Origin of the sequence: Amycolatopsis magusensis (assembly GCF_017875555.1) — a bacterium.
GTDB classification, from domain to species: domain Bacteria; phylum Actinomycetota; class Actinomycetes; order Mycobacteriales; family Pseudonocardiaceae; genus Amycolatopsis; species Amycolatopsis magusensis.
On the sequence record NZ_JAGGMS010000001.1, the window covers coordinates 8,705,328 to 8,730,866 of the forward strand.

23 protein-coding genes are annotated in these 25,539 nt (G+C 70.3%); 6 read left to right on the forward strand and 17 right to left on the reverse strand.

The genetic code is table 11. The features are described from left to right. Positions 1-52: 52 nt before the first annotated feature. Positions 53-832: a S1 family peptidase gene (locus JOM49_RS39125; protein WP_209669417.1), complete on the reverse strand. Its 780-nt coding sequence runs from the start codon at positions 830-832 to the stop codon at positions 53-55. A gap of 243 nt (positions 833-1,075) precedes the next feature. Between JOM49_RS39125 and JOM49_RS39130 the strand changes: the two genes are divergently transcribed. The 3 genes from JOM49_RS39130 (at position 1,076) to JOM49_RS39140 (ending at position 4,752) form a co-directional block, all read left to right on the forward strand. Further along, positions 1,076-1,807: a M15 family metallopeptidase gene (locus tag JOM49_RS39130; RefSeq protein WP_308159022.1), complete on the forward strand. Its 732-nt coding sequence runs from the start codon at positions 1,076-1,078 to the stop codon at positions 1,805-1,807. Positions 1,808-1,877: 70 nt separating this feature from the next. Next, positions 1,878-3,272 (forward strand): mycothione reductase, encoded by a 1,395-nt coding sequence (locus JOM49_RS39135; protein ID WP_209669419.1) that lies wholly within the window; start codon positions 1,878-1,880, stop codon positions 3,270-3,272. A gap of 472 nt (positions 3,273-3,744) precedes the next feature. After that, positions 3,745-4,752, forward strand: a complete 1,008-nt coding sequence (locus JOM49_RS39140) for a hypothetical protein (RefSeq protein ID WP_209669421.1) — start codon at positions 3,745-3,747, stop codon at positions 4,750-4,752. A gap of 248 nt (positions 4,753-5,000) precedes the next feature. Here the strand turns inward: JOM49_RS39140 and JOM49_RS39145 are convergent, their stop codons facing one another. After that, on the reverse strand, positions 5,001-6,242 hold the full coding sequence (locus tag JOM49_RS39145) for a CynX/NimT family MFS transporter (RefSeq protein WP_372444185.1): 1,242 nt from the start codon (positions 6,240-6,242) through the stop codon (positions 5,001-5,003). Positions 6,243-6,316: 74 nt separating this feature from the next. Between JOM49_RS39145 and JOM49_RS39150 the strand changes: the two genes are divergently transcribed. After that, complete coding sequence (locus JOM49_RS39150; protein WP_209669423.1) at positions 6,317-6,973, forward strand: FadR/GntR family transcriptional regulator; 657 nt, start codon at positions 6,317-6,319, stop codon at positions 6,971-6,973. Here the strand turns inward: JOM49_RS39150 and JOM49_RS39155 are convergent. The 12 genes from JOM49_RS39155 to dxr form a co-directional block, all read right to left on the reverse strand. Further along, the gene (locus JOM49_RS39155) at positions 6,957-8,723 is read right to left on the reverse strand and encodes a helix-turn-helix domain-containing protein (RefSeq protein WP_209669425.1); all 1,767 of its coding nucleotides are present in this window, start codon (positions 8,721-8,723) and stop codon (positions 6,957-6,959) included. The genes JOM49_RS39150 and JOM49_RS39155 overlap by 17 nt on opposite strands. A gap of 4 nt (positions 8,724-8,727) precedes the next feature. Further along, positions 8,728-10,074 carry an MFS transporter gene (locus tag JOM49_RS39160; RefSeq protein ID WP_209669427.1) on the reverse strand — a complete coding sequence of 449 codons (1,347 nt, stop codon included), beginning with the start codon at positions 10,072-10,074 and terminating at the stop codon, positions 8,728-8,730. Positions 10,075-10,115: 41 nt separating this feature from the next. After that, positions 10,116-10,868 (reverse strand): 3-hydroxybutyrate dehydrogenase, encoded by a 753-nt coding sequence (locus JOM49_RS39165; RefSeq protein WP_209669429.1) that lies wholly within the window; start codon positions 10,866-10,868, stop codon positions 10,116-10,118. Positions 10,869-11,117: 249 nt separating this feature from the next. After that, on the reverse strand, positions 11,118-11,975 hold the full coding sequence (gene map / locus JOM49_RS39170; RefSeq protein WP_209669431.1) for a type I methionyl aminopeptidase: 858 nt from the start codon (positions 11,973-11,975) through the stop codon (positions 11,118-11,120). 17 nt (positions 11,976-11,992) lie between these two features. Further along, positions 11,993-13,753 (reverse strand): penicillin-binding transpeptidase domain-containing protein, encoded by a 1,761-nt coding sequence (locus JOM49_RS39175; RefSeq protein WP_308159023.1) that lies wholly within the window; start codon positions 13,751-13,753, stop codon positions 11,993-11,995. Between the two features lie 29 nt (positions 13,754-13,782). After that, positions 13,783-14,238 (reverse strand): hypothetical protein, encoded by a 456-nt coding sequence (locus tag JOM49_RS39180; protein WP_209669433.1) that lies wholly within the window; start codon positions 14,236-14,238, stop codon positions 13,783-13,785. Between the two features lie 14 nt (positions 14,239-14,252). After that, on the reverse strand, positions 14,253-15,107 hold the full coding sequence (locus tag JOM49_RS39185; RefSeq protein WP_209669435.1) for a GNAT family N-acetyltransferase: 855 nt from the start codon (positions 15,105-15,107) through the stop codon (positions 14,253-14,255). Between the two features lie 84 nt (positions 15,108-15,191). After that, positions 15,192-15,590: a VOC family protein gene (locus tag JOM49_RS39190; RefSeq protein WP_209669437.1), complete on the reverse strand. Its 399-nt coding sequence runs from the start codon at positions 15,588-15,590 to the stop codon at positions 15,192-15,194. Between the two features lie 5 nt (positions 15,591-15,595). Continuing rightward, on the reverse strand, positions 15,596-16,426 hold the full coding sequence (locus tag JOM49_RS39195; protein WP_209669439.1) for a helix-turn-helix domain-containing protein: 831 nt from the start codon (positions 16,424-16,426) through the stop codon (positions 15,596-15,598). An 18-nt stretch (positions 16,427-16,444) separates the two neighbouring features. After that, a complete protein-coding gene (gene ispG / locus JOM49_RS39200) occupies positions 16,445-17,596 on the reverse strand; it encodes a flavodoxin-dependent (E)-4-hydroxy-3-methylbut-2-enyl-diphosphate synthase (RefSeq protein WP_209669441.1) in 1,152 nt (383 codons plus the stop codon). Between the two features lie 122 nt (positions 17,597-17,718). Beyond that, a complete protein-coding gene (locus tag JOM49_RS39205; RefSeq protein ID WP_209669443.1) occupies positions 17,719-18,945 on the reverse strand; it encodes a M50 family metallopeptidase in 1,227 nt (408 codons plus the stop codon). A gap of 3 nt (positions 18,946-18,948) precedes the next feature. Continuing rightward, entirely contained in the window at positions 18,949-20,157 is a 1,209-nt protein-coding gene (gene dxr / locus JOM49_RS39210) for a 1-deoxy-D-xylulose-5-phosphate reductoisomerase (RefSeq protein ID WP_209669445.1), read from the reverse strand. 92 nt (positions 20,158-20,249) lie between these two features. On the opposite strand from dxr, the gene JOM49_RS39215 reads away from it, so the two are divergent. Continuing rightward, a complete protein-coding gene (locus JOM49_RS39215; RefSeq protein WP_209669447.1) occupies positions 20,250-20,507 on the forward strand; it encodes a DUF2631 domain-containing protein in 258 nt (85 codons plus the stop codon). 11 nt (positions 20,508-20,518) lie between these two features. On the opposite strand, the gene JOM49_RS39220 is transcribed toward JOM49_RS39215, so the two are convergent. Next, on the reverse strand, positions 20,519-21,061 hold the full coding sequence (locus JOM49_RS39220) for an EF-hand domain-containing protein (RefSeq protein WP_282768976.1): 543 nt from the start codon (positions 21,059-21,061) through the stop codon (positions 20,519-20,521). A gap of 305 nt (positions 21,062-21,366) precedes the next feature. On the opposite strand from JOM49_RS39220, the gene JOM49_RS39225 reads away from it, so the two are divergent. Beyond that, positions 21,367-21,768: a beta family protein gene (locus JOM49_RS39225; protein WP_209669449.1), complete on the forward strand. Its 402-nt coding sequence runs from the start codon at positions 21,367-21,369 to the stop codon at positions 21,766-21,768. 12 nt (positions 21,769-21,780) lie between these two features. Here JOM49_RS39225 and JOM49_RS39230 read toward each other — a convergent pair whose 3' ends face one another. Next, positions 21,781-24,894 (reverse strand): helicase HerA domain-containing protein, encoded by a 3,114-nt coding sequence (locus tag JOM49_RS39230; protein ID WP_209669451.1) that lies wholly within the window; start codon positions 24,892-24,894, stop codon positions 21,781-21,783. Next, positions 24,894-25,523: a hypothetical protein gene (locus JOM49_RS39235; RefSeq protein ID WP_209669452.1), complete on the reverse strand. Its 630-nt coding sequence runs from the start codon at positions 25,521-25,523 to the stop codon at positions 24,894-24,896. The genes JOM49_RS39230 and JOM49_RS39235 overlap by 1 nt, the downstream gene beginning before the upstream one ends. Between the last annotated feature and the right edge of the window lie 16 nt (positions 25,524-25,539).

Below are 25,539 nucleotides of genomic sequence, written 5' to 3' on the forward strand. Positions count from 1 at the left end.
AACCACGGCGTATGCCTAGCACACGCCGTGGTCGGGGCAAGGAGCGGAGGGTTCAGTCCTGCGAGCGGACCTCCGAGGTGAACGCGGCCACCCGCGTGTACACACCGGGGCGGTTCGGCCGGGCGCAGCCCTCGCCCCAGGAGACGATGCCGATCACCGTGTCGCCGACCAGCAGCGGACCGCCGGAGTCACCCTGGCAGGCGTCGACGCCGCCGTTGGGATACCCGGCGCAGAGCATGGTCGTCTCGTCGAAGTTGCTGAAGGTCTGCCGGCAGCCCTCGTCGGAGATCACCGGCACGAGCGCGCCGCGCAGTGTGTCCGAGCGGGGCCCGTCTTCGGAGGTGCGGCCCCAGCCGAGCACACGGGCCTTGGTGCCTTCGCTGTACAGCGCGGTGTCCTGCGCGGTCGGCAGCTTCGCGGCGGTGTAGGGCATCTCGTCTTCCAGGGTCAGCAGGGCGATGTCGCTGCCGCTGGTCGGGTCCTGGAACTGCGGGGAGATCCACACCTTCGCCACCCCGCTGGTCACACCGGCGCTGGTGCGCTGGTCCTGCCGCCCGGCGACCACGCGCATCTGCGCGCGCTTCACCGCCTGCGCGCAGTGCGCCGCGGTCAGCACGCCCCTCGGCGAGACCAGCACGCCGCCGCAGAACTGCTGGTTGTCGCGATCGGTGAGGTAGACCGCGTACGGGTGGTCGGCGATGGAGGCCTCGGTCCCGCCCACGATGTACGGCTGGGTGTTGGTCGCCGCGGCCGACGGGATGAGCGTCACCGCTCCGGCCAGCATGGCCGCGGCCGCCGTCAGCACCCCGCGGCGGCGGGACTTGTTCGGCATCGGGGAGAGTCCTCTCGCAGGGGGTCGGGAGCGGTCCGGCTAGCCTAAATGGCCTAGGGCGTCCGCGGTGTCCCTGAACCGGGTGGACTGCCGGTCACGCTACGGCTCTGTCACAGTGGAGCGGTGCGACTACAGGCCCCCGCCGCGGTTCTCGGAGTGCTGCTGCTCGCGCTCTCCGCCTGCGGCGCAGAGCCTCCACCAGCACTTTCGCCGCCAGTGGCGACCACGACGACCCCGCAGCCCGTGGTTCCTCGATCGAGTGAGCCGCCCCCGGTCCAGCCGAGCTGGCGGGTCGGCGCCCGCCCGCTGCCGCTGCGTGCCGACGGCTACGGGCAGGTGCTGCCGACCCCCGCCGAACTGGCCGACCGCCACCTCCCGACCGCGGACCTGCTGCCCCCGCCACCCGACGGCGAGTACGCGTCGACCGTCGCACCCGTGCCGGGTGAAGTGCTCGCGCGGAGCACCTGGCAGCCCGAATGCCCGGTCGGCGCCGCGCAGCTGCGGTACCTGACGATGTCCTTCTGGGGCTTCGACGGCCGGGTGCACACCGGCGAGATGCTGGTCAACGCCTCCGTCGCGCAGCCGGTCACCGAAGCCTTCGGCGCGTTGTTCGCGGCGAAGTTCCCGATCGAGGAGATGCGGGTGACCAGGGCCGACGAGCTGGACGCGGCCCCGACCGGGGACGGCAACAACACCAGCGCGTTCGTCTGCCGCCCGGTGCGCGGGCAGACCACCTGGTCGGCGCACGCCTCCGGGCTGGCCGTCGACGTGAACCCGTTCTGCAACCCGTACCTCAAGGCGGACCTGGTGCTGCCCGAGCTGGCCTCGGCCTACACCGACCGCGCGCGCGAGCGGCCGGGCATGATCCTGCCCGGCGGGGTGGCGGTCCGGGCGTTCCGCGCCATCGGCTGGACCTGGGGTGGTACCTGGACTTCGCCGAAGGACCTGATGCACTTCTCCGCCACCGGCGGCTGACGGGAACAAACCGGGCCCCGGGCGCGGTTGACCGACCAGAAGACGACCCCCGACCGACAGGATGGCTGCAGTGCCCCACTACGACCTGGTGATCATCGGCACCGGCTCCGGCAATTCCGTGCTCGACCCGCGGTTCGCCGGCTGGAAGACGGCGATCGTGGAGAAGGGCACCTTCGGCGGCACCTGCCTGAACGTGGGCTGCATCCCGACCAAGATGTTCGTCTACCCGGCCGACCTCGCCGCGGCCGTGCCCGCCGGCGCGAAGCTGGGCGTGGACATGAAGCTGAACGAGGTGCGCTGGCGCGAGATCCGCGACCGGGTCTTCGGCCGGATCGACCCGATCGCCGCCGGGGGCAAGCAGTACCGCGTCGAACACGAGGACAACGCCAACGTCACCGTCTACGAGGGCGAGGGCCGGTTCACCGGGATGAAGGAGCTCCGGGTGAGCTTCCCCGACGGCCGCACCGAAACGCTGACCGCGGACCGGTTCGTGCTCGCCGCGGGCGGGCGGCCGGTGGTCCCGGACATCCCCGGGCTGGCCGACAGCGGGTACCACACCTCGGACACGGTGATGCGGATCGACGAACTGCCCGAGCGGCTGGTCATCCTCGGCAGCGGGTTCATCGCCGCCGAGTTCGCGCACGTGTTCTCCTCGTTCGGCGTCGCGGTGACGGTGATCGCCCGGTCCGGCGCGCTGCTGCGGGCGGAGGACGAGGCGGTGAGCGAGCGGTTCACCGAACTGGCCGCCGAGAAGTACGACGTCCGGCTCAACCGGCGCACCACCAAGGTCCGCCGTACCTCGACCGGGGTCTCACTGGACCTCGAAGGACCCGAGGGCACCGAAACGCTCGACGCGGACCTGCTGCTGGTGGCCACCGGCCGCCGGCCGAACTCGGACCTGCTCGACGTCGCCGCCACCGGGGTGTCCACAAGGGACAGTGGGCACGTGGAGGTGGACGAGTACCAGCGCACCGCGGTCGAAGGCATCTACGCACTCGGCGACATCTCCTCGATGCATGAGCTGAAGCACGTGGCCAACCACGAACAGCGCGTGGTGCAGCACAACCTGCTCCACCCGGACGATCCCGTCGCCTCGGACCACCGGTTCGTGCCGCACGCGGTGTTCACCGCGCCCCAGATCGCGGGCGTGGGCCTCACCGAAGGCGAAGCCAAGGCGCAGGGCGTGAACTACGTGACCTACACGCAGGACTACGCGGGCATCGCCTACGGCTGGGCGATGGAGGACACCACCGGTTTCGCGAAGCTGCTCGCCGACCCGGCCACCGGGCAGTTGCTCGGCGCGCACATCATCGGACCGCAGGCGGGCACCCTCATCCAGCCGGTGATCCAGGCGATGAGCTTCGGCCTGGACGCGCGGCAGATGGCCCGTGGCCAGTACTGGATCCACCCGGCGATGCCGGAGCTGATCGAGAACGCTTTGCTCAACCTGCCCCTGGACGACTGAGCCAACTCTCGGAGGAGTGAGTCCACTCCTCCGAGAGTTTTGGCAGCATGTGACCGCAGCGGTCGACAGCCGGGAACTGCGTGTTTAGTGTTTTCAGAGCGGAGCCTGGGCCACCTCGCGGCAGCCCAGGGGACACCCGCGCTGGCTCTACGTCAGCGGTGGAGATGGACGCCAACCGGCTCCACCACGTAGTAGAAAACGATCAGAAGCTCGACGATCCACACCCACCACGGGGGCGGCGTCGAGCTTCTGTCTTTGTTCGACCTGGGCATTGCCAATCACCTCCGTTCCACCGCAAACTGCCTGGTAGGCGCGGTACGATCTAGCAAACATGCCTCGTCGGGCCACTGCCAACCTGGTGGGCATCTGGGTGCGATATGGGTCAAATGTGGTCACTGTGAAACACCGGCGTCATCCGTAGCGATCCATTTACGGTCAACCCTGGCCAGCGATGGACGCACAGTGAGGTGCAGTGAACCACCGAGACACCCGGCTGCAGAGAATCAAGCACGAGATCGGGCCTGTATCGCCGTTGGAAGATCATGCCACGATCGATCTTGAAGCAGTTCACGATGCCCAGCAGTTCGGCAAGTGCCTCCACAAGCTGCGCAATCTCGCCGGCCCACTCTCGAACCGAGAAATAGAGCGTCGAAGCAAAAAGAACATCGGTCGAACCAAAATAGGCCAGGCGGTCGACGGGGAGCTTCCAAATCGGGATTTTCTGGAGATATTCCTCCATGTGTGCGGCATCTCTCACCCTGAAACGCAGGCATGGTTTTCCACATGGGCTCGCCTCAGCACCGGATCCATCGACGAAAAGCCTGCCGAGACGCCGCCCAATGAGTTCCTTCGAAAGTATGGGGGCGAAACGAACTCCGGGAGCGAGATTCGACAGCAAGCAGACGCGGAACTATTCGAATTGCGACAACGTCAGGAAGCTGTCGAGGAACGTCGGGACGCGGCCGAGCGGCGCGCCAGCGATCTGGCTGAGCAGCTAGAACGCCTGCACGAAACCAGCTTGAAGCGCGCCCAGGAGGCAGAGGACGAGCGTGAGAAGGCGCTGGAACGGGTCGTTTTCCTCACTCGTGAACTCGAGCGCGTCCAGGATGCTGATGCCAAACGCATCAGGCAGATCGAAGAAGATCGCGATGTCGCCCTTTCGCGCACACAAGACATGATGAGCGAACTGGACGTCATGCACGCGAAAATCGGCGAACTACGCGGTTTCCTCACCAACTCCACCAAGGAACTGGGTCGAGAACTCGGGATCGAACTCGACAAGGTCTATCGCGAACTTTCCCGACTGGGGAATCAAGTTGCCAAGATAGGTGAAGCCAGGGGCTACTCCACCAGAGGCCCCGCCAACGATGACACATACGACGAGTGGGGACACAAGCGTGAGAACCTTTTCGAGGCCGATGACCTGCGAGCCCCGGGTCCGCTGATCGGCCCTGCGTCCTGGCACTCCCGACGCGAGTAGTGAAGCCTGCCAAGCGGGCAGAACCGCCCGGCGATGGCCACGGTCACCTCGTGCCAGCTTCCACGCTGGCGCACAATTGCCCGCGGATGACCTCACCTGTCAGCGGTTCAGGCAGCGCGGGCGAGACACCGCGTGCTCCACCTCACCGCCCTCAGCCACTTCGGGGCAGGTTCGGCCACGTCCACCACACATGTCCGCGCTTGACCGCACCTGCCCGGAGACGGCTCACGCACCCGACAGGCAGTGGTTCAGACGAGCTTGTCGCGGCCGGCCAGGCCGCCGAAGATCGTTTGTGCGACGACCACGCCGAAGACCACGGCCAGCGGCACGGTCCACCCGGCGGTGGCGTCGTGCAGCAGGCCGAAGAGGAAGGGGCCGATCGCGGCGAGCAGGTACCCGAGTCCCTGCACCATGCCGGACAGCCGCGCGGTCTCGTCCCCGGCCCGCGCGCGCAGCGCGATCACCATGACCGCCATCGAGAACACGCTCATGCCGATCCCGGTGAGGATCGCCCACAGCAGCGGCGCCGCCGTCGGGGCCAGGATCAGCCCGCCGAGCCCCGCCATGGAGAACAGGCCGAGGCCGACGATCCACCAGGTCTGGTTGCGCTGCCGTGCCGCGAGCGGCGGCACGGTGAGGCTGATCGGCACCGCCAGCAACGACATCAGCCCGACGGCCAGGCCCGCGTCACCGCGGGTCAGCCCGGCGTCCATCAGCACCTGCGGGAACCAGCCCATCACGATGTAGGCCAGGAACGACTGCAGGCCGAAGAACAGGGTGACGATCCAGGCGAGCGGGCTGCGCAGCAGCGAACGTCGCGGTTCGGCAACGGTTCCGGTGTGCTCGGTGTGCCGGGAACCGCCGCGGATGGCGATCTTCCAGACCACCAGCGCCAGGAAAGCCAGCACCGCCCACGCCGCCAGCGCCGGGCGCCAGCCGCCGAGCAGCGCGTCCAGCTTGGGCGAGAGCGCGGAACCCGAAGCGCCGCCGAGGTTCAGCGAAGCGGTGTAGATGCCGGTCATCAGGCCGACCCTGGCGGGGAACGAGTCCTTGACCACCACGGGCACGAGCACGTTCGCCAGCGCGATGCCCGCGCTGGACACGAGCGTGCCGCCGAGCACCACCAGCGGTCCGTCGAGCACCCGCACGATCAGGCCGACACCCAGCACGCCGAGGGCGAGCGCGACCGCGCTGCCCATCCCGACCTTGCGCGCCAGCCTGGGTGCGGCGAGTCCCGCGACGGCGAAGCACAAGCCTGGCAAAGTGGTGAGCAATCCGGCCCAGGTGCCGGAAGCGCCGAGGGAAACCCTTGCCTCGTCGAGCAGCGGCCCCACACTGGTGATAGCGGGTCGCAGGTTCAGCGCGGCGAGCACCACGGCCAGTGCGATGAGCGTGCCACCGGCGACGGCGAGGTTCCGTGACCGGCGGACGGGTTCGATCGTGCCGGCCAGGGCACGTTGCTTGATCGAAACCTCGGATTCGACGGACACGGAGCTAGTATGACAGACGTAGGATGATTGGTTGAACCCCGAAAATACCTGGAGCACGCGAAAGGAATGTCACAGTGCCGTTGGCCACCACCCGCCGGACCGGACTCGTCGACCAGGTGATCGGGCAGTTGCGCGAAGCCGTGACCGCGGGCGAATGGCCGGTGGGCGAACGCATCCCGCCGGAAAGCGAACTGGTGACCGCACTCGGTGTCGGCCGCAACACGGTGCGTGAGGCCGTCCGCGCCTTGTCCCACAGCGGTTTGCTCGAGGTGCGCCAGGGTGACGGCACCTACGTCCGCGCGACCAGCGAGGTCTCCGGTGCGGTCCGCCGCCTGTGCGGCTCCGAACTTCGCGAAGTGCTCCAGGTGCGCCGGACGCTCGAAGTCGAAGGCGCCCGGCTGGCCGCCACCGAGCGCACCGAGGCCGAACTGGAACGGCTCACCGAACTGCTCCGCATCCGCGACGCGCACCAGTCGGCCAAGGAGTACGACGAATTCGTCCAAGCGGACGCGAGCTTCCACCTCGCCGTTGTCCAATGTGGACGGAACACGCTGCTGACCGAGCTCTACCGCGGGCTGAGCGAGGTGGTCACGGCCTCGGTCGAGGCGACCAAGCACGCGGACAACGTCCAGCACACCGGACTGCTCGAAGCGATCGCCGCCCGCGATCCGCAGCGCGCGGTCACCGAAGCGGGCGGTTTCCTCGACGAACTGCTCAAGGAGATCGAGTAAGCCGGTGCAGCCGCAGGGCGAGCTGGAGTTCCAGCGCGCCCGCCGGTGAGGACCAGTCGGGCCCGAGCAGCGCGGAGATCCGTTCCAGCCGCTGGGCCACCGTGTTCACGTGCACGTGCAGGGAGTCCTTGGCCCGCACCAGGTTCCCGCCCGCGGCGAAGTAGCAGTTCAGCGTCTTGACCAGTTCCGTGCCGCGGCGGGCGTCGTAGTCGAGGACCGGGCCGAGCACCGAACGCACGAAGCCGGCGGTGTCCGCCCGATCGCCGAGCAGCACACCGACGAAACCGAGTTCACCGGCCGTCGCGCCATCGCCTTCACGGCCGAGCGCGAGCATCGCCCGCAGGCAGCGCGCGGCTTCGGCGTGCGCGGCGGCGAGTCCGGCGGGACCCGCGGCCGGTCCCGCCGCGGCGACCGTCACCGGGCCACCGGCCGGCCCGGCCAGCATCGAGGCCAGCTTGCCCGGGTCGGCGGCGGCTTCCTTCGGCGGCACCAGCGCGACCACCTGTTCCGCGTGCAGCCCGGCCAGTGCCGCGTGCCCGGCGACCGCGGCGGCCAGCCTGCCGCGCGAACACGCGTCGGACTGCAGCACCAGCACCACGTGCCCGGCACCGAGGTCGACGCCGACGCGGCGCGCCCGGTCGATCAGCGCCTCGGGATCGCGGTCCGGGGCGGTGAGCAGGTCGGCGACCAGTTCGCCGCGGACGCGGTCCTCGGCTTCCGCGGTGGATCGGCGCAGCAGCAGCAAAAGCGCGGTCACCACGCTCGCCCGTTCGAACAGCCTGCGGTCGGCGTCGACCAGGTCCGCGCGGCCGGTGAGCGTGATGCTGCCGAGCAGTTCGGGCCCGGCGAGCACGGCACAGGTCCACACGCCGTCCTCGGCCACCGCCCGCCCGCTGGTCTGCGACGCGGCCACGACTTCGGCGGACGGGTACCGCGCCGGAGCACCGGAGCGGCCGAGTTCGGTGCCGGTCGCGTCGTGCACGGTGATGGCGCCGCCCAGCACCCCGGCGACGGCTTCGGCGACCTCACGCACGCCGCTGCCGCCGAGCACCAGCGCGGTCAGCCGGTCGTGTGCCTCCTGCGCCCGCGCGATCGTCGCGTGGTGCTCCTGGATGGTCTCGATCAGGCGCGCGTTGTCGATCGCGATGGCGGCGTGGTCGGCCAGTGACGAAAGGAGCGCCACCTCGGCCGGGGAGAACTGCCGGGGGCGGCGGTCCGAGGCGTAGAGCACGCCGATCACCTCGTCCCCGAGCGCCAGCGGCACGCCGATGATCGCGATGAGCCCTTCGTCGCGCACGGCCTCGTCGATCGGGCCGGTGTGGCGGAACCGCGGATCGGTCGGGTAGTCGGCGGTGGCGTACGGGCGGGCGGTCTGCGCGACCAGCCCGCCGAGCCCCTCCCCCATGCCGAGGCGCAACGCCTTGAACAACGCCGAGGTGCACCCGTCGGTGACCCGCATGTACGTGCCACCGGCGCCGGGGCGGTTCATGCTCAGGTACGACACGTCCACCCGCAGCAGCATCCGCGCCCGGTGCACGATCGACTGCAGCACCGCGTCGGTGTCGCGCAGGCGGGCGAGGTCGCTGGCGGTGTCGAACAACGCCGCCAGCTCGGCCTCGCGCCGGGAGTGCCCGGCGAGCGTGGCGTGGATCCGCAGGGCCGCCTCGGTGGCCCGCGGATCCGCGCCCGCCGCCGCCAGTTCCTGCGCGCTCGCCCCGGCGGCGATCAGGTCCAGCAGCTCCACGCTCATCCGGTCATGGTGTCACCGGCGTGCGGTCCTCGGGAACCGACGCGGGCTGCTCCGGCTCGGCCAGCGAACTGCCCTTCGTCTCCTTGGCGAGGTAGACCGCCACGATGGTGACCACGCAGGTCGCCGCGACGTAGATGGACACCGGGAGGCTGCCGCCGAGGTCGCGCAGCATGGCGGTGGCGATCAGCGGAGCCAGCCCACCGGCCAGGATCGACGCCAGCTGGTAGCCGATCGACGCGCCCGAATACCGCACCCGCGTGCCGAACAGTTCCGAGAAGAACGCCGCCTGCGGGCCGTACATCGCGCCGTGCAGCACCAGGCCGACCGTGGTCGCCAGCACCATCAGGCCGAAGGACCTGGTGTCCAGCATGGCGAAGAAGACGAACGACCAGACCAGCATCGCGCTCGCGCCGAACAGGTACACCGCGCGGCGGCCGAGCCGGTCGGACAGCGCGCCCCACACCGGGATCGTCACGAAGTGCACCGCCGAACCGATGAGCACCGCGGTCAGCCCGACGCTCTTCGACATCCCCAGTCCGACGGTGATGTAGACCAGGATGAACGCGGTGAGGATGTAGTAGGAGACGTTCTCCGCGAAGCGCGCGCCCATCGCGATGAGCACCTCGCGCCAGCTGTGGCGCAGGACCGTGACGATCGGCGCCTTCTCGACCTTGCCGCCCGCCTTCTTCGCGGCCTCGATGAACACCGGCGACTCCTCGACCGAGAGCCGGATCCACAGCCCGATCGCCACCAGCAGCCCGGAGAGCAGGAACGGGATGCGCCAGCCCCACGACTCGAACGCGGCGTCGGTCTGCACGGAAGCGAGGATCGCCAGCACGCCGGTGGCGAGCAGGTTCCCGCCCGGTGCGCCCGCCTGCGGCCAGGACGCCCAGAAGCCGCGCCGCTCCGGATCGCCGTGCTCGGAGACGATCAGCACCGCGCCGCCCCACTCACCGCCGAGCGCGAAACCCTGCACCAGCCGGAGCAGGGTGAGCAGGATCGGCGCGGCCACGCCGATGGTGGCGTAGGTGGGCAGCAGGCCCATCGCGAAGGTCGCGCCACCCATCAGCAGCAGGCTGAGCACCAGCAGCTTCTTGCGGCCGATCTTGTCGCCGTAGTGACCGAACACCAGCCCGCCGAGCGGGCGCGCGAGGAAGCCGATCGCGTAGCTGCCCAGTGCCAGCAGGGTGCCGGTGAGCGGGTCGGAGTCGGGGAAGAAGAGCTTGTTGAACACCAGGGTCGCGGCCGAGGCGAACAGGAAGAAGTCGTACCACTCGACGGTCGTCCCGACGAGGCTGGCGCCGACGATCTTGACGATCTTCCGGCGCGGCGGGGACGCGGTATCAGCCATGTACATCACCACTTCGTTGTGTGACGGGGGGTTTCGAGGACTCAGCCGGCGGTCCAGCCGCCGTCGAGCGGGACGGAGGCACCGGTGAGGTAGGCGGCGGCGTCACCGCACAGCCAGGTCACGACCGCGGCGACCTCCTCGGGTTCGATCAGCCGCTTGATCGCGGTCCGGCGGAGGAAGACCTCGTCGAGCACCTCGTCCTCGCCGATGCCGTGCCGCTCGGCCTGCGCGCGGACCTGGCCCTCGACCAGTGCCGTGCGCACGTAACCCGGGTTGACGCAGTTGCTGGTGACGCCGTGCTCGGCCCCCTCCAGCGCGGCGACCTTGCTCAGCCCTTCGAGCGCGTGCTTGGCCGCGACGTAGGCGGACTTGCCGGGGCTGGCCCGGAGGCCGTGCACGCTGGAGACGGCGATCAGCCGGCCCCAGCCGCGGCGGTACATCGCGGGCAGGCAGTGCCGCATGAGGCGGAACGGGACCTGCACCATCAGCTCGTGCATCGCGGCGAAGCGGTCCGGCGGGAACTCGTGGATGGGGGCCACGTGCTGCACGCCGGCGTTGTTGACCAGGATGTCCACGTCGTCGGGCAGCGCCTCGACCGCGCCGGGCGCGGTGAGGTCGGCGACGTGCGCGATGGCCCCGGTCTCGGCGGCGACCTCGGCCGCCTGCCCGGCGTGGAGATCGGCGAAGTGCACCTTGGCACCGGCCGCGGTGAGCGCGACCACGCACGCCCGGCCGATCCCGGCCGCGCCACCGGTGACCAGCGCGGTCCGGCCGCGGAGCGTGGGCTCGTTCATGCCACGGAACGCTACGAGCCGCGAGTCACCCGGACCATGTGTCCACCGCCCACACCTACCCCGCCCGCGGTGGCCCCTCCCCACACTCCCGGCCCCGGCGCCGAAGCCATCGGGGGACACAAATGTGGCTTTGGGGGCGGATTCGGCCCCCAAAGCCACATTTGTGTCCCCGGTGAGGGCCGTGAATGTGGGAGTCGGCTGCGCCGGTGTGGGGTTCGGGTGCGCGAACGTGGGGTTCGCGCGTGGGGGTCAGGGGAGGGTGAGGATCTCCGAGCCGGTTTCGGTGACCACGATGGTGTGCTCGAACTGGGCGGTCCACTTCTTGTCCTTGGTGGTGACCGTCCAGTCGTCGGACCAGATGTCGTAGTCGATGGTGCCCAGGGTGATCATCGGCTCGATGGTGAAGGTCATGCCCTGCAGGATCTCGGTGGTGACCGTCGGTTCCTCGTAGTGCAGGACCGTGGGCGCGGTGTGGAACGCCGGGCCGACGCCGTGGCCGGTGAAGTCGCGCACCACGCCGTAGCCGAACCGCTTCGCGTAGGCCTCGATCACCCGGCCGATCACGTTCAGCTGCCGCCCCGGCCGGACCGCCTTGATCGCGCGCATGGTCGCCTCGTGCGTGCGCTCGACCAGCAGCCGCGCCTCCTCCGACACCTCACCGGCCAGGAAGGTGGCGTTCGTGTCCCCGTGCACGTCGCCGATGTAGGCGGTGACGTCGATGTTGCAGATGTCGCCGTCCTCGATCACCGTCGAGTCCGGGATGCCGTGGCAGATCACCTCGTTCAGCGAGGTGCAGCACGACTTCGGGAAGTTCCGGTAGCCCAGCGTCGAGGGGTAGGCGTGGTGGTCGAGCAGGAACTCGTGCACCACCTTGTCCACGTCGTCGGTGGTGGCGCCCGGTTTGACCGCCTTGCCGCCCTCCTGCAGCGCCTGCGCGGCGATCCGGCTCGCCACCCGCATCGCTTCGATCACCTCGGGGGTGCGCACGCCGTTGCCGGTGTCGCGCTTCGGGGCCGGCCGGTCCACGTACTCGGGACGCTTGATGGACGCGGGAACGGCTCGGCGCGGCGACTGCACACCGGGCTTCAGAGGGGCACGCTGGGACATGCCTCCAGCCTACGACTTCAGCCGAGCGCGGTGAGGAACCGGTGGGCAGCCTCGACCGCGAGCCCCGAGGATCCGGCTCCGGTGAGCAGAACGGCGAAGGCCAGATCACCCGAATAACCGACGAACCAGCCGTGCGCGTCGCTGCCGTCGCCGAACTGCGCGGTGCCCGTCTTGCCCCGGACGTCCGGCAGGTCCCGCAACGCCGTGCCGGTGACCACCTCGCGCATCATGCCGCGCAGGGCCTCGAGCACGTCGGGACGCACGGGCGCGCCCAGGTTCTTCGCCTCGGTCACCCCGCCACGCAGCAGGGAGGGCACCGGGATCCGGCCACTGGCCACGGTCGCGGCGACCACCGTCATGCCGAACGGGCTGGCCAGCACGGTGCCCTGGCCGAACCCGTTCTCCGCCTGCTGCACGATGCTCCCGGCCGGCGGCACCGAACCGGTGATCGTGGTCAGGCCGGGGACCACGAAGTCGGCGCCCAGTCCCAGGTCACGCGCCGAATCGGTGAGCGCCATCGCGGGCAGGTCGGTGGACAGCGTGGCGAAGGTGGTGTTGCACGACTCCGCGAACGCCCGGCTCAACGGCACGGTGCCGAGCGCGAACCGATCGTTGTTCGGGATCAGCCTGCCGTCCACGACCATCGTGGCCGGGCAGTCCACCGGCGACGCCGCGGTCACCTTGCCCGCGCTCAGCCCGGCGGCCGCGGTGACGATCTTGAACGTGGACCCCGGCGGGTAGCGGCCGGTCAGCGCGATCGGGCCCTGCTGGTCGGCGGGCGCGTTCTGGGCCACCGCGAGCAGTTCACCGGTCGACGGCCGCATCGCCACGATCATCGCCGCGCCCGGCACGGCCTCGATCGCCCGCTCCCCCGCCGCCTGCGTCCGGCGGCTGAGCGTGGTGGTCACCGCGTCGGCCGGTTTCGCCTCCTGCGCATGCAGTTCGGCGACCTCGCCGCCGCCGGTGTCCGTGGTGAGCACGCGCCAGCCCGCGTTCCCGGCCACCTGCGCCTCCACAGTGGACCGGATCGACGGCCACAGCTGCTCGGCCAGCGAGGGGTCGACCGGCAGCAGGCGGCGCTGCTCGCTGAACCGCAGGCCGGGCAGTTCGTAGATGGCCGGTTTCACCGCGAGGTAGTCGGACTGACGCAGGGTGACCACCGAGTACGCGCGCTGGGCCGCTTTCGCGCCCTCCACAATGGACTGTTCGGTGAGGCTCGCGTCGATCGGTTTCAGCGCTTCGGCCAGCGGCTTCGCGGCGGTGGCGGCGTGTGCCGGGTCGAGCAGCACCGCCACCACCGTCTGCGGCTCCAGCAACGGCTGGCCGTCGCGGTCGAGCACCGGAGCCTGGCGCGGGGTGTCCACGCGCAACGCGAGCTGCTGGCGCATGGCGAGCTCCGGGTGGACGACCGACGGCTGCCAGCGCACCTTCCAGGTGTCGTCCGCGGAGTACAGCTCCGCTTCGGCGGCGTAGGCCCAGGTGCGCCCGCCGGGTAGTCGCCACTCGAGCCGGTAGCGCGCGACGGCCGGGCTCGACTGGCCCACGTGCTCGACGGCGTGGTCGATCTTCTCCGGTTCGAGCGCGGCCCGAGCCTGGTCGAACGCGGCCTTCGCGGACTCCGGGGAATCGGTCAGCGCCGCCGCGGCGGCCGTGTCACCGGAAGCGAGCGCGGCGAGGAACCGCTCGGTGATCTCCTGCGGCCCGTCGGCGAACCACGAGCACCCGGAAACGGTCAGCACGGTGACCACCGCCACCGCCAGCCCGCGCAGAACCCGCACCCACAGCAGTATCGCCGGTCAGCGCCCGCTCAGGCCGTCACGACACCCGTGGTGTCGGAGAACCGGACGTGCTCCGGCGCGTGCGTGGCGACCAGGCTCGCCAGCCGGTCACCCTGGTAGCGCTTCCCGTCCACCAGCACCCGGAACTCGCCGACCTCGGCCTCCACCGAACCCGCGGGCCCGGGGCGCACGGTCACCGCGTCGAGGTCGTCCCAGGCCACGAAGTCCTTGTTCACCCGGATCCCGGCGGCGTTGACCAGCAGCGCCACCCGGGAACCGCGGTACCAGCCGACCACCGCCGGCAACACCAGCGCGGGCGGCACGGTCGCCCAGAACCCCAGCGTCAGCGCGCAGAGCACGGCGATCGCGGCGAACACCGCCAGCACGCCGAGGGTCAGGAGCCGGGCACGCGTGTCGGCCGGTTTGAGCGCCGAGTAGCGCTTGCGGTCGTCGGCCAGCATGCGCAGGGTCGCCATCGTCGACATCAGGGCACCCCCATTCAGAACAACACCGTCGCATAGCGGCCGACCTGCTGGAACCCGATCTTGCGGTAGGCGGCCAGCGCCGGGTCGTTGTAGGCGTTGACGTACAGGCTCGCCGTGCGGCTCATGCCCCGGACCAGCCGCGAGACCACCGCGGCGGTGCCCTGCGTGCCCAGCCCGTGGCCGCGTCGGTCCGGGCGCACCCACACGCCCTGGATCTGCCCCACGGTCGCCGACATCGCGCCGATCTCCGCCTTGAACACCACTTCGCCGTTCTCGAACCGCGCGAACGCCCGGCCGCCGGCGATCAGCTCGGCGACCCTGGCGCGGTAGCTGGCCCCGCCGTCCCCGGCCCGCGGGTCGATGCCGACCTCTTCGATGAACATCGCGATCGCGGCGGGCAGGTAGCGCTCCAGTTCGTCCGGCCGGACCGGGCGGACGAGGTGGTCGGGGGTGCAGCTGGGCGCGGAGTCCAGCGCGAGCAGCGGCTGGTCGTGGCGCACCTCCCTGGCCGGACCCCACTCGGTGGTCAGTTCCTCCCACAGCCCGAGCACCTGCTCGGCCGGGCCGACCAGCGAGGAGCAGGTGCGCTGGCGGCGCAGCGCGCGATCGGCGAACGAGCGCAGCGCCGAGGCGTTGCCCCGGAGCGGGATCAGGTTCGGCCCGGAGAAGCACAGGCCCTGGAGGCGACCGGAGCGCAGCGGCCGGGACTCGGCGGCCCAGAGCTCGCCACCGAGGCGCCACGGGTCGAGGCCTGCCACCTCGATCCGGGCGCTGACCATGCAGCTGCCCACGGGATCGGCGGCCAGTGCGGCGCGGACCGCCGGAAAGTCCCGATCATCGAGGAGCCGCGCACCTGCTAGCCGCAACACCCCCTCAGCCTGCCAGATGAGGCCGGACGACGGAAAGTGAACCGGCCGCGCGCGGCGACCGGTTTCACCCTCTCGGCCCCTGGTTCAGGCACCGCGGTAGGTGCCGAAGGTCCACACGTTGCCCTCGGGATCGGCGATGGTGACGTTGCGTGAGCCGTATTCGGTCTCGTAGGGCTCGTTCAGCACCTTGGCCCCGCTGGTCGACGCACGTTTGTGCACCGCGTCGGGGTCGTCGGTGGCCACGCACAGCCACTGACCCCCGGCCGGCGGCTTCGGCAGGTCGTCGTGGCCGAGCATCGAGCCGTACATGACACCGCCGCCCTCGGGCCACTTCAGCTCGCCGTGCGCGATCGACACGCCGTCCTCGCCGCGCACGGTGAGCGCCTCGGTGAAGCCGAACACCTCGGTGAGGAACACCCGCGCGGCTTCGGCGTCGTCGTACTTCAGGCAGGGCCACACACCCGGATTGTTGAGTTCGCTCATGCCGGTCAGTGTGCGAGCAGGGCGGTACCACCGGCTTGGAGAAACGGGAGCTCCTCGGCGATCCAGGTGCTCGGCGGGCAACCGGCCAGCGAACGCCACTCGTTGGCCATGTGTGCCTGGTCGTAGTAGCCGGCCTGCGCGGCGACGTCGGCCAGGGTCCGCCAGCCACCCGAACGCAGGAGCGATTCGCTGCGCTCGAAGCGCATCAGCCGCGCGGCCTGCTTCGGCGAGACACCGACCTCACGCGCGAACCGTTCGCTGAAGTGCCGCCGGCTCCAGCCGATCTCCTCAGCCAGCTCGGAGACGCCGACACCGCCGTGCCCGGCGACCATCGACCGCCACGCCCACTGGATCTCCGACACCAGCGTCACCGGTGCGATGGTCGCGGCCAGCTCGCGGTCCAGCAGGTCGAACCTGGCCGCCCAGTCCGGCAGTTCGCGCAGGCGGGCGGGCAGGTCGCGGGCCCACGGCACCGGCAGCTCACCGGCGTCGACCGTGGTCGAGGCGAGTTCGGTGGCCGAGACGCCGAGCAGGGCCCGCACCCCGAGCGGGTTCAGCTCGAGGTGCAGGCCCTGCTGGTGGAAATCCTGTCCGATGAGCACCGGCGCCAGGTGCAGGCCGCCGACCACGCAGTGCCGCCGCAGCGGGCCGTGCTCGGCACCCGGCCCGCCGACCACCCGGATCGGCTCGGCCAGGCTGATGATCAGCGTGACCGAGCGCGAAGGCAGGCCGCGGTGCACGGGCAGCGTGACGCCGTGCTGGGTGTAGCCGACGTACCGCCGCACCACCTGCCGCAGGGCCGGGTGCGGCGGCCGGGCCGCCCACTGGTCACTCACCTGACCAGCGTAAACCGCTCAGCCGACGGTGACGGTGGGTTCACCCGCACCGGACGACTCGCCCGCCTCCTCGGCGATGCGCATGGCCTCTTCGATCAGCGTCTCGACGATCGCGTGCTCGGGCACGGTCTTGATGACCTCGCCCTTGACGAAGATCTGCCCCTTGCCGTTGCCCGAAGCGACGCCGAGGTCGGCCTCGCGCGCCTCGCCCGGCCCGTTCACCACACAGCCCATCACCGCGACGCGCAGCGGCACCTCCATGCCCTCGAGCCCGGCGGTGACCTGCTCGGCGAGCGTGTAGACATCCACCTGGGCGCGCCCGCACGACGGGCACGACACGATCTCGAGCTTGCGCTCCTTGAGGTTCAGCGACTGCAGGATCTGGATGCCGACCTTGACCTCTTCGACCGGCGGCGCCGACAGCGACACGCGGATGGTGTCGCCGATGCCCTGGCGCAGCAGCGCACCGAAGGCCACCGCGGACTTGATGGTGCCCTGGAACGCCGGGCCCGCCTCGGTCACGCCGAGGTGCAGCGGGTAGTCGCACTGCTCGGCCAGCAGTTCGTAGGCCCGCACCATGACCACCGGGTCGTTGTGCTTGACCGAGATCTTGATGTCGTGGAAGTCGTGCTCGGCGAACAGGCTCGCCTCCCACAGCGCCGACTCCGCGAGCGCTTCGGGGGTGGCCTTGCCGTACTTGTCCATGATCCGCTTGTCCAGCGAACCCGCGTTCACGCCGATCCGGATCGGCGTGTTGTGATCCTTCGCCGCCTGCGCGATTTCCTTGACCTGGTCGTCGAACTTGCGGATGTTGCCCGGGTTGACGCGGACCGCCGCGCACCCGGCCTCGATCGCGGCGAAGACGTACTTCGGCTGGAAGTGGATGTCGGCGATCACCGGGATCTGCGACTTCTTCGCGATCGCGGGCAACGCCTCGGCGTCGTCGGCGCTCGGGCAGGCCACCCGGACGATGTCACAGCCCGCCGCGGTCAGTTCGGCGATCTGCTGCAGGGTCGCGTTCACGTCGGAGGTCAGCGTGGTGGTCATCGACTGGACCGAGATCGGGTGGTCGCTGCCGACGCCCACCGAGCCCACCCGCAGTTGTCGGGTCCTGCGGCGCTCGGCGAGTACGGGCGGGGGCAGGGCGGGCATTCCAAGCGCGACTGTCATCGATTCCTCTGCGAAAGGTGTCAGCGGCTATGACACCCCCCACGATACCGGCGCGCCCGCACCCGGTTTCCGGCGAGTGCGGGCGGCAGCTGGGTGATCACAAGCCCCTGAGCTGGGATTTTCTAGTTGGGCATGATCCGGATCGGGTTGACGATGTCCGCCGTCACGGTGAGCAGGACCACCGCTCCGCCGAGGAAAACCAACACCATCGTGACCGCGGACAACTTTGTGTAGTCCACCGGGCCGCCGGCGGCCTTCCCGCGCAGCTTCCGGAAGAAGTCGCGCACCCGCTCGTACCAGACGATGGCGATGTGCCCGCCGTCCATCGGCAGCAGCGGGAGCAGGTTGAACACGCCGACGAAGAAGTTCAGGCTGGCCAGCAGGAGCAGGAAGATCTCCCACAGGCCGTGCTCGACCGCCTCACCGCCGATCCGGCTCGCGCCGACCACGCTCATCGGCGTCTCCGGGTCGCGCTCGGCGCCGAAGATCGACTCGACCACCGCCGGGATGCGCTGCGGGAACTCGACGATCCGCTGCCAGGTCTGCACGAACATGTCGCCGGTGAAGGTCGCCGCACCGCCGATCGCCGCGATCGGGCCGTACTGCAGGACCGAGTCGTCCTGCTTGGCCGCGCCGATCGCACCCCGCATCTCGGTGCCCGCGGAGCCGTCCGCCTTGGGCCGCACCAGTTTCGGCACGTCCACGGTCAGCAGCAGCGTCTGGTCGCCGCGCTTGACCTCGATGGGGGTCGGGCCACCGGCCGCGCCGATGGTCCGGAGCATGTCCTCCCAGGTGGGGGTGGGCGTGCCGTTGATGGACACGATCTGGTCGCCCGGCTTCATGCCCGCCTCGAGCGCGGGCGCGCGGTCACCGGGCCGGCACACCGGGTTGTTGTTCTCCTGCAGCGTGGCCGCGTCCCGCACGCACTGCGAGACCGCGCCGATCACCGGCGCCGGGTTCCGCTCGAGGTTCGGCAGGCCCATGGTGAACGCCATGAAGTAGAGCACCACGAAGCCGAGGATGAAGTGCGTCACCGAACCCGCGGCCATCACCACGGTCCGCTTCCAGGTCTTCTGGCGCCACATCGCGCGCGGCGCCTCGTCCGGGGTGACCTCGTCGAGCGCGGTCATGCCGGCGATGTCGCAGAACCCGCCGAGCGGGATCCACTTCAGGCCGTACTCGGTTTCGCCGCGGCGGAACGAGAAGACCGTCGGCCCGAAGCCGACGAAGTACCGCCGCACCTTCATGCCGAAGGCCTTGGCGGTGACCATGTGGCCGGCTTCGTGCAGGGCGACCGAAACGCAGATGCCCAGCGCGAACAGCACCACTCCCAAAATGTAGGCGAGCACGCCCTACTTCCCTCCGGCCCGGTTGAGCTCCGCGGCGCGGGCACGAGCCCACTGCTCCGCGGCCAGCACGTCCTCGACGTCGCGGGGTTCGCGCCGCCAGTCGTCGGCGGCGTCCACCACCTGGGCAACAGTGTCCACGATGGAGGTGAAGCGAGCGTTCTGCGCGCGGAAAGCAGCCACCATTTCCTCGTTCGCCGCGTTGTAGACCGCCGGGATGCAGCCACCGGCCAGCCCGGCGCTCCTGGCCAGCTCGACCGCCGGGAAGGCTTCGTGGTCCAGCGGCTCGAAGGTCCAGCTCGCGGCCTGGGAGAAGTCGCAGGCCGACGCCGCGCCGGGCACCCGGTCCGGCCAGTTCAGCGCCAGCGCGATCGGCAGCCGCATGTCCGGCGGGCTCGCCTGGGCCAGCGTCGAGCCGTCGGTGAAGGTGACCATCGAGTGCACGATCGACTGCGGGTGCACCACCACCTCGATGTCGGCGTAGGGCACGCCGAACAGCAGTTGCGCCTCGATCAGCTCGAGGCCCTTGTTCACCAGGGTCGCCGAGTTGATGGTGATGACCGGGCCCATGGACCAGTTCGGGTGCGCCATCGCCTGTTCCACGGTCACGTGCTCCAGGTCGGCCCGCGACCGGCCGCGGAACGGGCCACCGGAAGCGGTCAGCACCAGCTTCGAGACCTCCTCGGCGCGGCCGCCGCGCAGGGCCTGGGCCAGCGCCGAGTGCTCGGAGTCGACCGGCACCAGCTGGCCGGGCTTCGCCGCGGCGAGCACCAGCGGCCCGCCCGCGATCAGCGACTCCTTGTTGGCCAGCGCGAGGGTGGCGCCGGTCTCGAGCGCGCGCAGCGTCGGCTCGAGCCCCTGCGAGCCGGGCATGCCGTTGAGCACCACGTCGACGGTGACGGCGGCGATGAGTTCGGTCACGGAGTCGGCACCGGCGAAGATGCGCGGCAGCCGGTACTCCCCGCGCGAGTAACCGCGGCGCTGGGCCTCGGCGTACAGCGCGAGCTGCAGGTCCTCGACGGCGGTGGGCTTGATCACCGCGACGGCCTCGACCTCGTGCGCGATGGCCTGCGCGGCGAGCAGGGCCGGGTCGGACCCGCCGGCGGCGAGGCCGGCCACCCGGAACAGGCCGGGGTTGCGCTCGGCGACGTCGAGGGCCTGGGTGCCGATCGAACCGGTGGAACCGAGCACGAGGAGGCTGCGCGAAGTAGTCATCGCCGACGATTATCGCGGACTCCGGGCGCGGGGCGATCGGCGCGGTGTGGGATCATTCCGTGGCAGTAGTCAGCTTGGTGGATGGAGTGATCGTGGCGAGCAAGGCGGTCGAGAAGCGGTCGAACCAGGTCGACCCCCGCGACGAGCCGTCGGCCGAATGGGGCTGGCACGGCACGTTCCCGAAGGCCACCCGGTTCGCCGGCTGGCTCAGCGTGGCCGCGCTGCTGGTGATGCTGATCGGCAACCACCAGAACGCGATGGAGGACATCTGGCTGGTCGGCCTCGCGATCGGCCTGGCCTTCGCGCTGATCCTGGACCTGCGCAAGCGCCGCACGGCCTGGCGCCGCTGAGGTTGCCGGCTTCAGCCGACCGGTAGCTCGAACCGGCCGAACACCCAGGTCCCGCGGGCCTCGGGGTCGTCGCCCGCCCAGAACTCGGTCCACAGTTCGGCGAACTCCGCCTTGGACAACCGGCCGTCGCCGTCGGAGTCGAGCAGGGGGAACACCTCGTCGGTGTTGACGCGTTTTCCGCTCCACGCCTCGATGAGCCTGCGGTACTCGTCGCCGGAGATCTCGCCGTCACCGTTCTCGTCGATCGCCTCGAACATGGCGCGCGCGGTGCCCGCGATCACGTCGGCCATGGCGTGCAGGCGGTCCACCACGAGCAGCACCTCGTCAAGCGTGACCTTGTGGTCGCGGTTGACGTCGGAGGTGTGGAGCAGGGTGTCCCACCAGCCCATCATGATCGCCTTGAGGCGCGCGTCGCGCTCGGGCTCGCGATCGCGGACGGCCAGCCAGCGCTCCGTCAGCGCCTCGAAGTCGGCCTGCTCGAGCAGCCCGTCGGAGTTGGCGTCCATCGCGTTGAACACCCCGGCGATCTTGCGTCTCTGGAACTCGGTCGACACGGCGCGGTCCTCTCACACGGCAGCGAAGGCCCCAGGGTGACGAACGCGACGCCGCACAACAACGCGCCAGAGGGGTCAACCATTTTCCCGACCCGGTGAACCCTGGTGTCACCGAGAGCGACGGCGCCGACCCACCAGCCAGCTTCGATCTTCGCGCGGCCGGAAGCAGTGCGGGGCACCGAGGGGTCGACCGGGTTCGGTCCCGGTCCCACCGGCGCCTTCACCACGCTGGCGGATCAACTTCATCCCCGTGGCTCACGCGGATGCTTCCGCCGAGGCGCTCGCCGCGATCGGGCGACTCTGCGGTGAGTTGGAAGCCTGGCGCGATCGAGCTCACCCGGGTGCTCGAACAACTCGCCGTGACCCCGGCGGAGCTGGACGCAGTCGTCGATTCCCGGTACCTCTCCGGTGTCAGCACCCAGCAGGTCGACGCCGTTTCCGCGGTCGTGGCCGGACTCGGCTCCCTGGGCCGGTTCCGGTCGATCACCGTGCTCAGCGGCTCGATCCCCAAGATGCTGGCCCAGACCGCCGGCTGGCAGCAGCCCCGCTTCGAGGAAGTGCTCTGGAGATCGGTCCGGGACAACAGCGGCGAGCACGTGCGCTTCGGTGACTACGGTGTCGTGCACCCGATCCCGGGTCCTGGGTACCGCAGCAACCACGTCAGCGGGGCGAGGCCACACCGTCACCTCGCCCGGCGTGCGGCTTGACCGACTGAGCTCTCACTCCTCCGTTTCCTGCTGGTTCCGGGCTCTGCCGAGGACGTCTTCGATCCGCAGCGGGTTCGCCGGGTGGTGGGTCAGGCACAGGGGCGTCGCGACCTGGCGGAAGCCGAAGGCCTCGCCCGCCACGTAGAACTGCGCGCGTTCCAGCCGGGAGATGTCGGCGACCGGGCTGCCCTTGGCCCTGGCCAGTTCGTTGGCGGCGGCGATCTGCGCGGGACTGTTGAGCCTGCCGAAGAACTGGGTCATGGCGTTGCCGGTGACCTGGTTGTGCAGGCCCTTCGGCGCCTGCGTGGCGAAGAGCAGGCCGAGACCGTACTTCCGCGCCTGGGAAGCGAGCACGATCGTGCTGCGGGTGCTCGCGGTGAGGCTGCCGGAAGCGGCGAGCGTCTGCGCCTCGTCCATCACGAACAGGGCGCCGAGCGGGCGGTCCCCCGCCGGGTTCCGCTTGACCCAGGCGAACAACTCCATCTGCAGCTGGTTGACGAAGTTCTGCCGCTGTTCCTCCGCGGGCAGGCCGACGAAGCTGATCACGGACACCCGCGCGCGCTTGCCGGCCGCGGGCGTCAGGAGCCTGCCCGGGTCGACGACCTCACCGGTGCCCGCCAGCAGCGGGTCGTTGACCATGGCGGCCTTGAGCATCTCGGCCAGTTCCGCGGCGATGCGGTTGGCGCCGTTGAGGTTGCTGACCCCTTCGGGCAGGTCGGACAGCACCTCGATGAGCCCGGGCAGGCTGCGTGACCCGCTTCCGGCGTGGTGCACGACCGCCTGCCGGAGCACCGCCAGGCTGATCTTGACCTTCCCCGTGGTCCCGGTGAGCCTGGCCTGCGGGGCCAGGGTCGCCACCGCCACCTCCACCGCGGCGGCGAACTCGTCCTCGTCGTCGAGAACACCCGCGAAGTCGGGCAGTGGCTGGAAGGCCAGTGGCTTGCCGGACGCCCGGCCGGGGGTCCAGACCACCACGTCCGTCTCGGCCAGGTACTGCTCGGCCAGGGCGGCGTCCCCCGGGCCCCAGCCCTCCGGCGGACTCGGCCAGGCGTCGCCGAGGCGGGCGAGGTCGTTGTTCGGGTCCAGCACGATCGCGGACACTCCGCGCAGCGCGCACTCCTCCACGATCCGCCGGAGCAGCACGGTTTTGCCGGACCCCGAGCCGGCGAACACCGCGGCGTGCTTGCGCAGCGCCGCCAGGCCGAGCCGCACCGGCTCACCGGTGCCGACCACCGTGCCCAGCGTGATCTCATCACCCGCGGGCGGCGGGTGCGCGCCGTTCTTCCGCTCCTCCACCAGCGGCGGTGAATGCGCGCCGTTCTTCCGTTCTTCCGCAGGTGAATCGGGCAGCACCGCCGACAACAGTTCGGATCGCCCGGCCGGCCTGCGGTCGACGAGCCACTCGTGCAGATCGGCACCCCCCTCGGCGAACATCCGGTCGAGCGCCCAGAACGTGCGCATGTCCTCATCGGACAGTTTGAGGTGCCTGCCGCCCGCGTCCTTGAACGCCTTCAGCTCCGCCTGCGTCTTCACGCCCTTCGACCACGGCGAATTGCGGAGCAGGATCAGGTGCCGGTTGTCCGCCCCCTGGCGCAGTCCGACGGCCGAGCGCGCCTTCCGCAGCCGGTGCAGCACGGCGAGGTGGTGCCGGGCGGAGATCGAGCGGAACGCCCAGTGCTCCTCCAGATCCGACGCCTCGTCCAGCGTGCGGGTCAGCCAGGCGTGCAGCTCCCCCTGACCGTTCTGCGGCGGTCGTGCCCACTCCATCTCGTCGTCGCCGACCTCGGTGATCCACCCGCGCAGGGCAGCCGAAAGCAGCGACGGCATCATCTCGTCCTCGGTGCGGTGGTCGAGCAGCACCGAGGTGTCGGCCTCGGCCCGCAACTCGTCGAACCACCTGTCGAGTTCGGCGAACCGATTCGGCGTGACGGGGATCGGCACGACCGGAACAGGCGCGTGGTCCTCGAACGACATCAGTTCCGTGACCTGGCCGGTGCGCAGGCACCCGTCGATGTGCGCGCCGATGCGCTTCAGCAGTTCGCGCGGGGTCCACTGCTCCCAGTCGCCTTTGAACGCGGACGCCGCGATCGGCCACGTCGGGTGTGGCGGGGTGAACCCGACGCTCTGGTACGCCACGCCGAGGCGTTTCTCGACCAGCGCCCGGCCGAGTTCGGCGGTGGGCACCCGGCCGAGCGTCAGTGACTCGCGGAACCGGTCGGGCACCGTGTCGGCGCCCTGGTTCTTGATCTGCATCCAGGTGGCGGGCAGGCACATGAGCACCGTCATGGTCCGGTGGGTCACCTCGCGCAACCGCATCAGCCCGTCGGCGATCTGCGCCACCAGCAGTTGTTCCTCACCCACGCTCTGGGTGCGCTGGGCGGACCGCGCGATGAGCGTGTCGAGCTGGTCGACCCCGATCACGACCGGTCCCGTCAGCGCCAGCAGCCGCGTGATCTCCTGCACCTGGGCGAGCGGCGGCTTGGGTTGCGGCCGGATACCCCATTTCCGCCGTTCCCCGGTCTTCCACTCCTCCGACCCGCCCAGGTAGAAGTCGGCGACGTCGTTCGTGGACACGTCGTCGCTGGCGTAGAGCACCAGCGCCCGCGCCACATCGGCGCATTCGACGGCGAGCTGCCGGTCGAGCCGGCGCAGGCCGCCGATGAACGCGTCGACGTCGTCCTTGGTGAGCCCGCGGCCTTCCAGGATCCGGCCCATGACCTCACCGCTGACACTCGCGCTCAGGCACACCCGCCGGAGGAAGCTCACCAGCTGCGAGACCCCCGACTCGTCCCGCTGCAGCAGTCCTCGCCGCAACGCCTGAGCCGTGTCGTCCCAGAACGCGTCACCGGCGGTGAGGTCGTTGAGGAAGAAGTAGCCGCGGGCGCGGTGCACGTGGCGGCGGACCAGCCCCAGCAGGTGGGTCTTGCCGACACCCTTCTGGCCTTGGAGCACGAGTCCCAGCGGACTGGGGCCGGGGCTGGCCAGGGCACTGCGGATGCCCACGTCGACGTCCGACAGCACGTCGGTGTGCAGCCCGTCGATGTGGTACGGCGAGTCACGCCACACGTGGTCGGGGGTGTCCGCCCAGTCGAGGTGGAGGGCGGACAGAGCTGCCAGCGGGTCCATCACGACACCTCGATGGAGAGCAGATGGTTGTCCTCACCACCGACGCGGATGGCCGCCTCGTGGTCCGCGTCGGTGAGGGCCTTGCGATTGGACTCCGGTGCCAGGTGCAGGCGCCCCTGGCGGCTGAGCTCCTTGAGCACGGCGTCGACCTCGCTCGCCGGGGCGCCGTCGAGCAGCGGGCGCAGGTCCACGAGCCCGACCCAGTCCCGGGGTGCCCTGGCCAGCTTCCGGTAGGCGTCCCGGATCCGGCTCTCGATCCCGTCCGGGGTCAGGTCGACCCGCGGCGTGAACAGCTCGAACAGCTGCAGCCCCTGGCGCTTCATGTAGTCGTCGAACCCGCCGAGCAGCACGTACAACCCGGTGATCAGGCTGCTGCGCGAGTTCGGCGGCGGCGACTTCACCGCCAGCTCCCCACGGCACCAGCTCCACCCGCTGTCGGTGAGTTCGTGGCTGAAGGAGCGCCCCGACTTCTCGCTGTGGACGTACCCGAGATCGTTGAGCTGCCTGCGTTCCTCGCCGGTGAGCGTGAAACCCACGACGGTGTTCAACTCCGGGTTGGACACTTCGCGCGCGAGCACCATCAGGGTGAACATCACCGCGGTCTGCTTGTGTCCCAATCGGTCGGCCATTCTGCTCCCTTTCACA

Coding starts and splice junctions, on each gene's coding strand:
- JOM49_RS39125 (WP_209669417.1), bottom strand. CDS start 832: ATGCCGAACAAGTCCCGCCGCCGCGGGGTGCTGACGGCGGCCGCGGCC.
- ispG (WP_209669441.1), bottom strand. CDS start 17,596: ATGACAGTCGCGCTTGGAATGCCCGCCCTGCCCCCGCCCGTACTCGCC.
- map (WP_209669431.1), bottom strand. CDS start 11,975: ATGTCCCAGCGTGCCCCTCTGAAGCCCGGTGTGCAGTCGCCGCGCCGA.
- JOM49_RS39165 (WP_209669429.1), bottom strand. CDS start 10,868: ATGAACGAGCCCACGCTCCGCGGCCGGACCGCGCTGGTCACCGGTGGC.
- JOM49_RS39190 (WP_209669437.1), bottom strand. CDS start 15,590: ATGAGCGAACTCAACAATCCGGGTGTGTGGCCCTGCCTGAAGTACGAC.
- JOM49_RS39230 (WP_209669451.1), bottom strand. CDS start 24,894: ATGGACCCGCTGGCAGCTCTGTCCGCCCTCCACCTCGACTGGGCGGAC.
- JOM49_RS39155 (WP_209669425.1), bottom strand. CDS start 8,723: ATGAGCGTGGAGCTGCTGGACCTGATCGCCGCCGGGGCGAGCGCGCAG.
- JOM49_RS39180 (WP_209669433.1), bottom strand. CDS start 14,238: ATGTCGACGATGGCGACCCTGCGCATGCTGGCCGACGACCGCAAGCGC.
- dxr (WP_209669445.1), bottom strand. CDS start 20,157: ATGACTACTTCGCGCAGCCTCCTCGTGCTCGGTTCCACCGGTTCGATC.
- JOM49_RS39160 (WP_209669427.1), bottom strand. CDS start 10,074: ATGGCTGATACCGCGTCCCCGCCGCGCCGGAAGATCGTCAAGATCGTC.
- JOM49_RS39235 (WP_209669452.1), bottom strand. CDS start 25,523: ATGGCCGACCGATTGGGACACAAGCAGACCGCGGTGATGTTCACCCTG.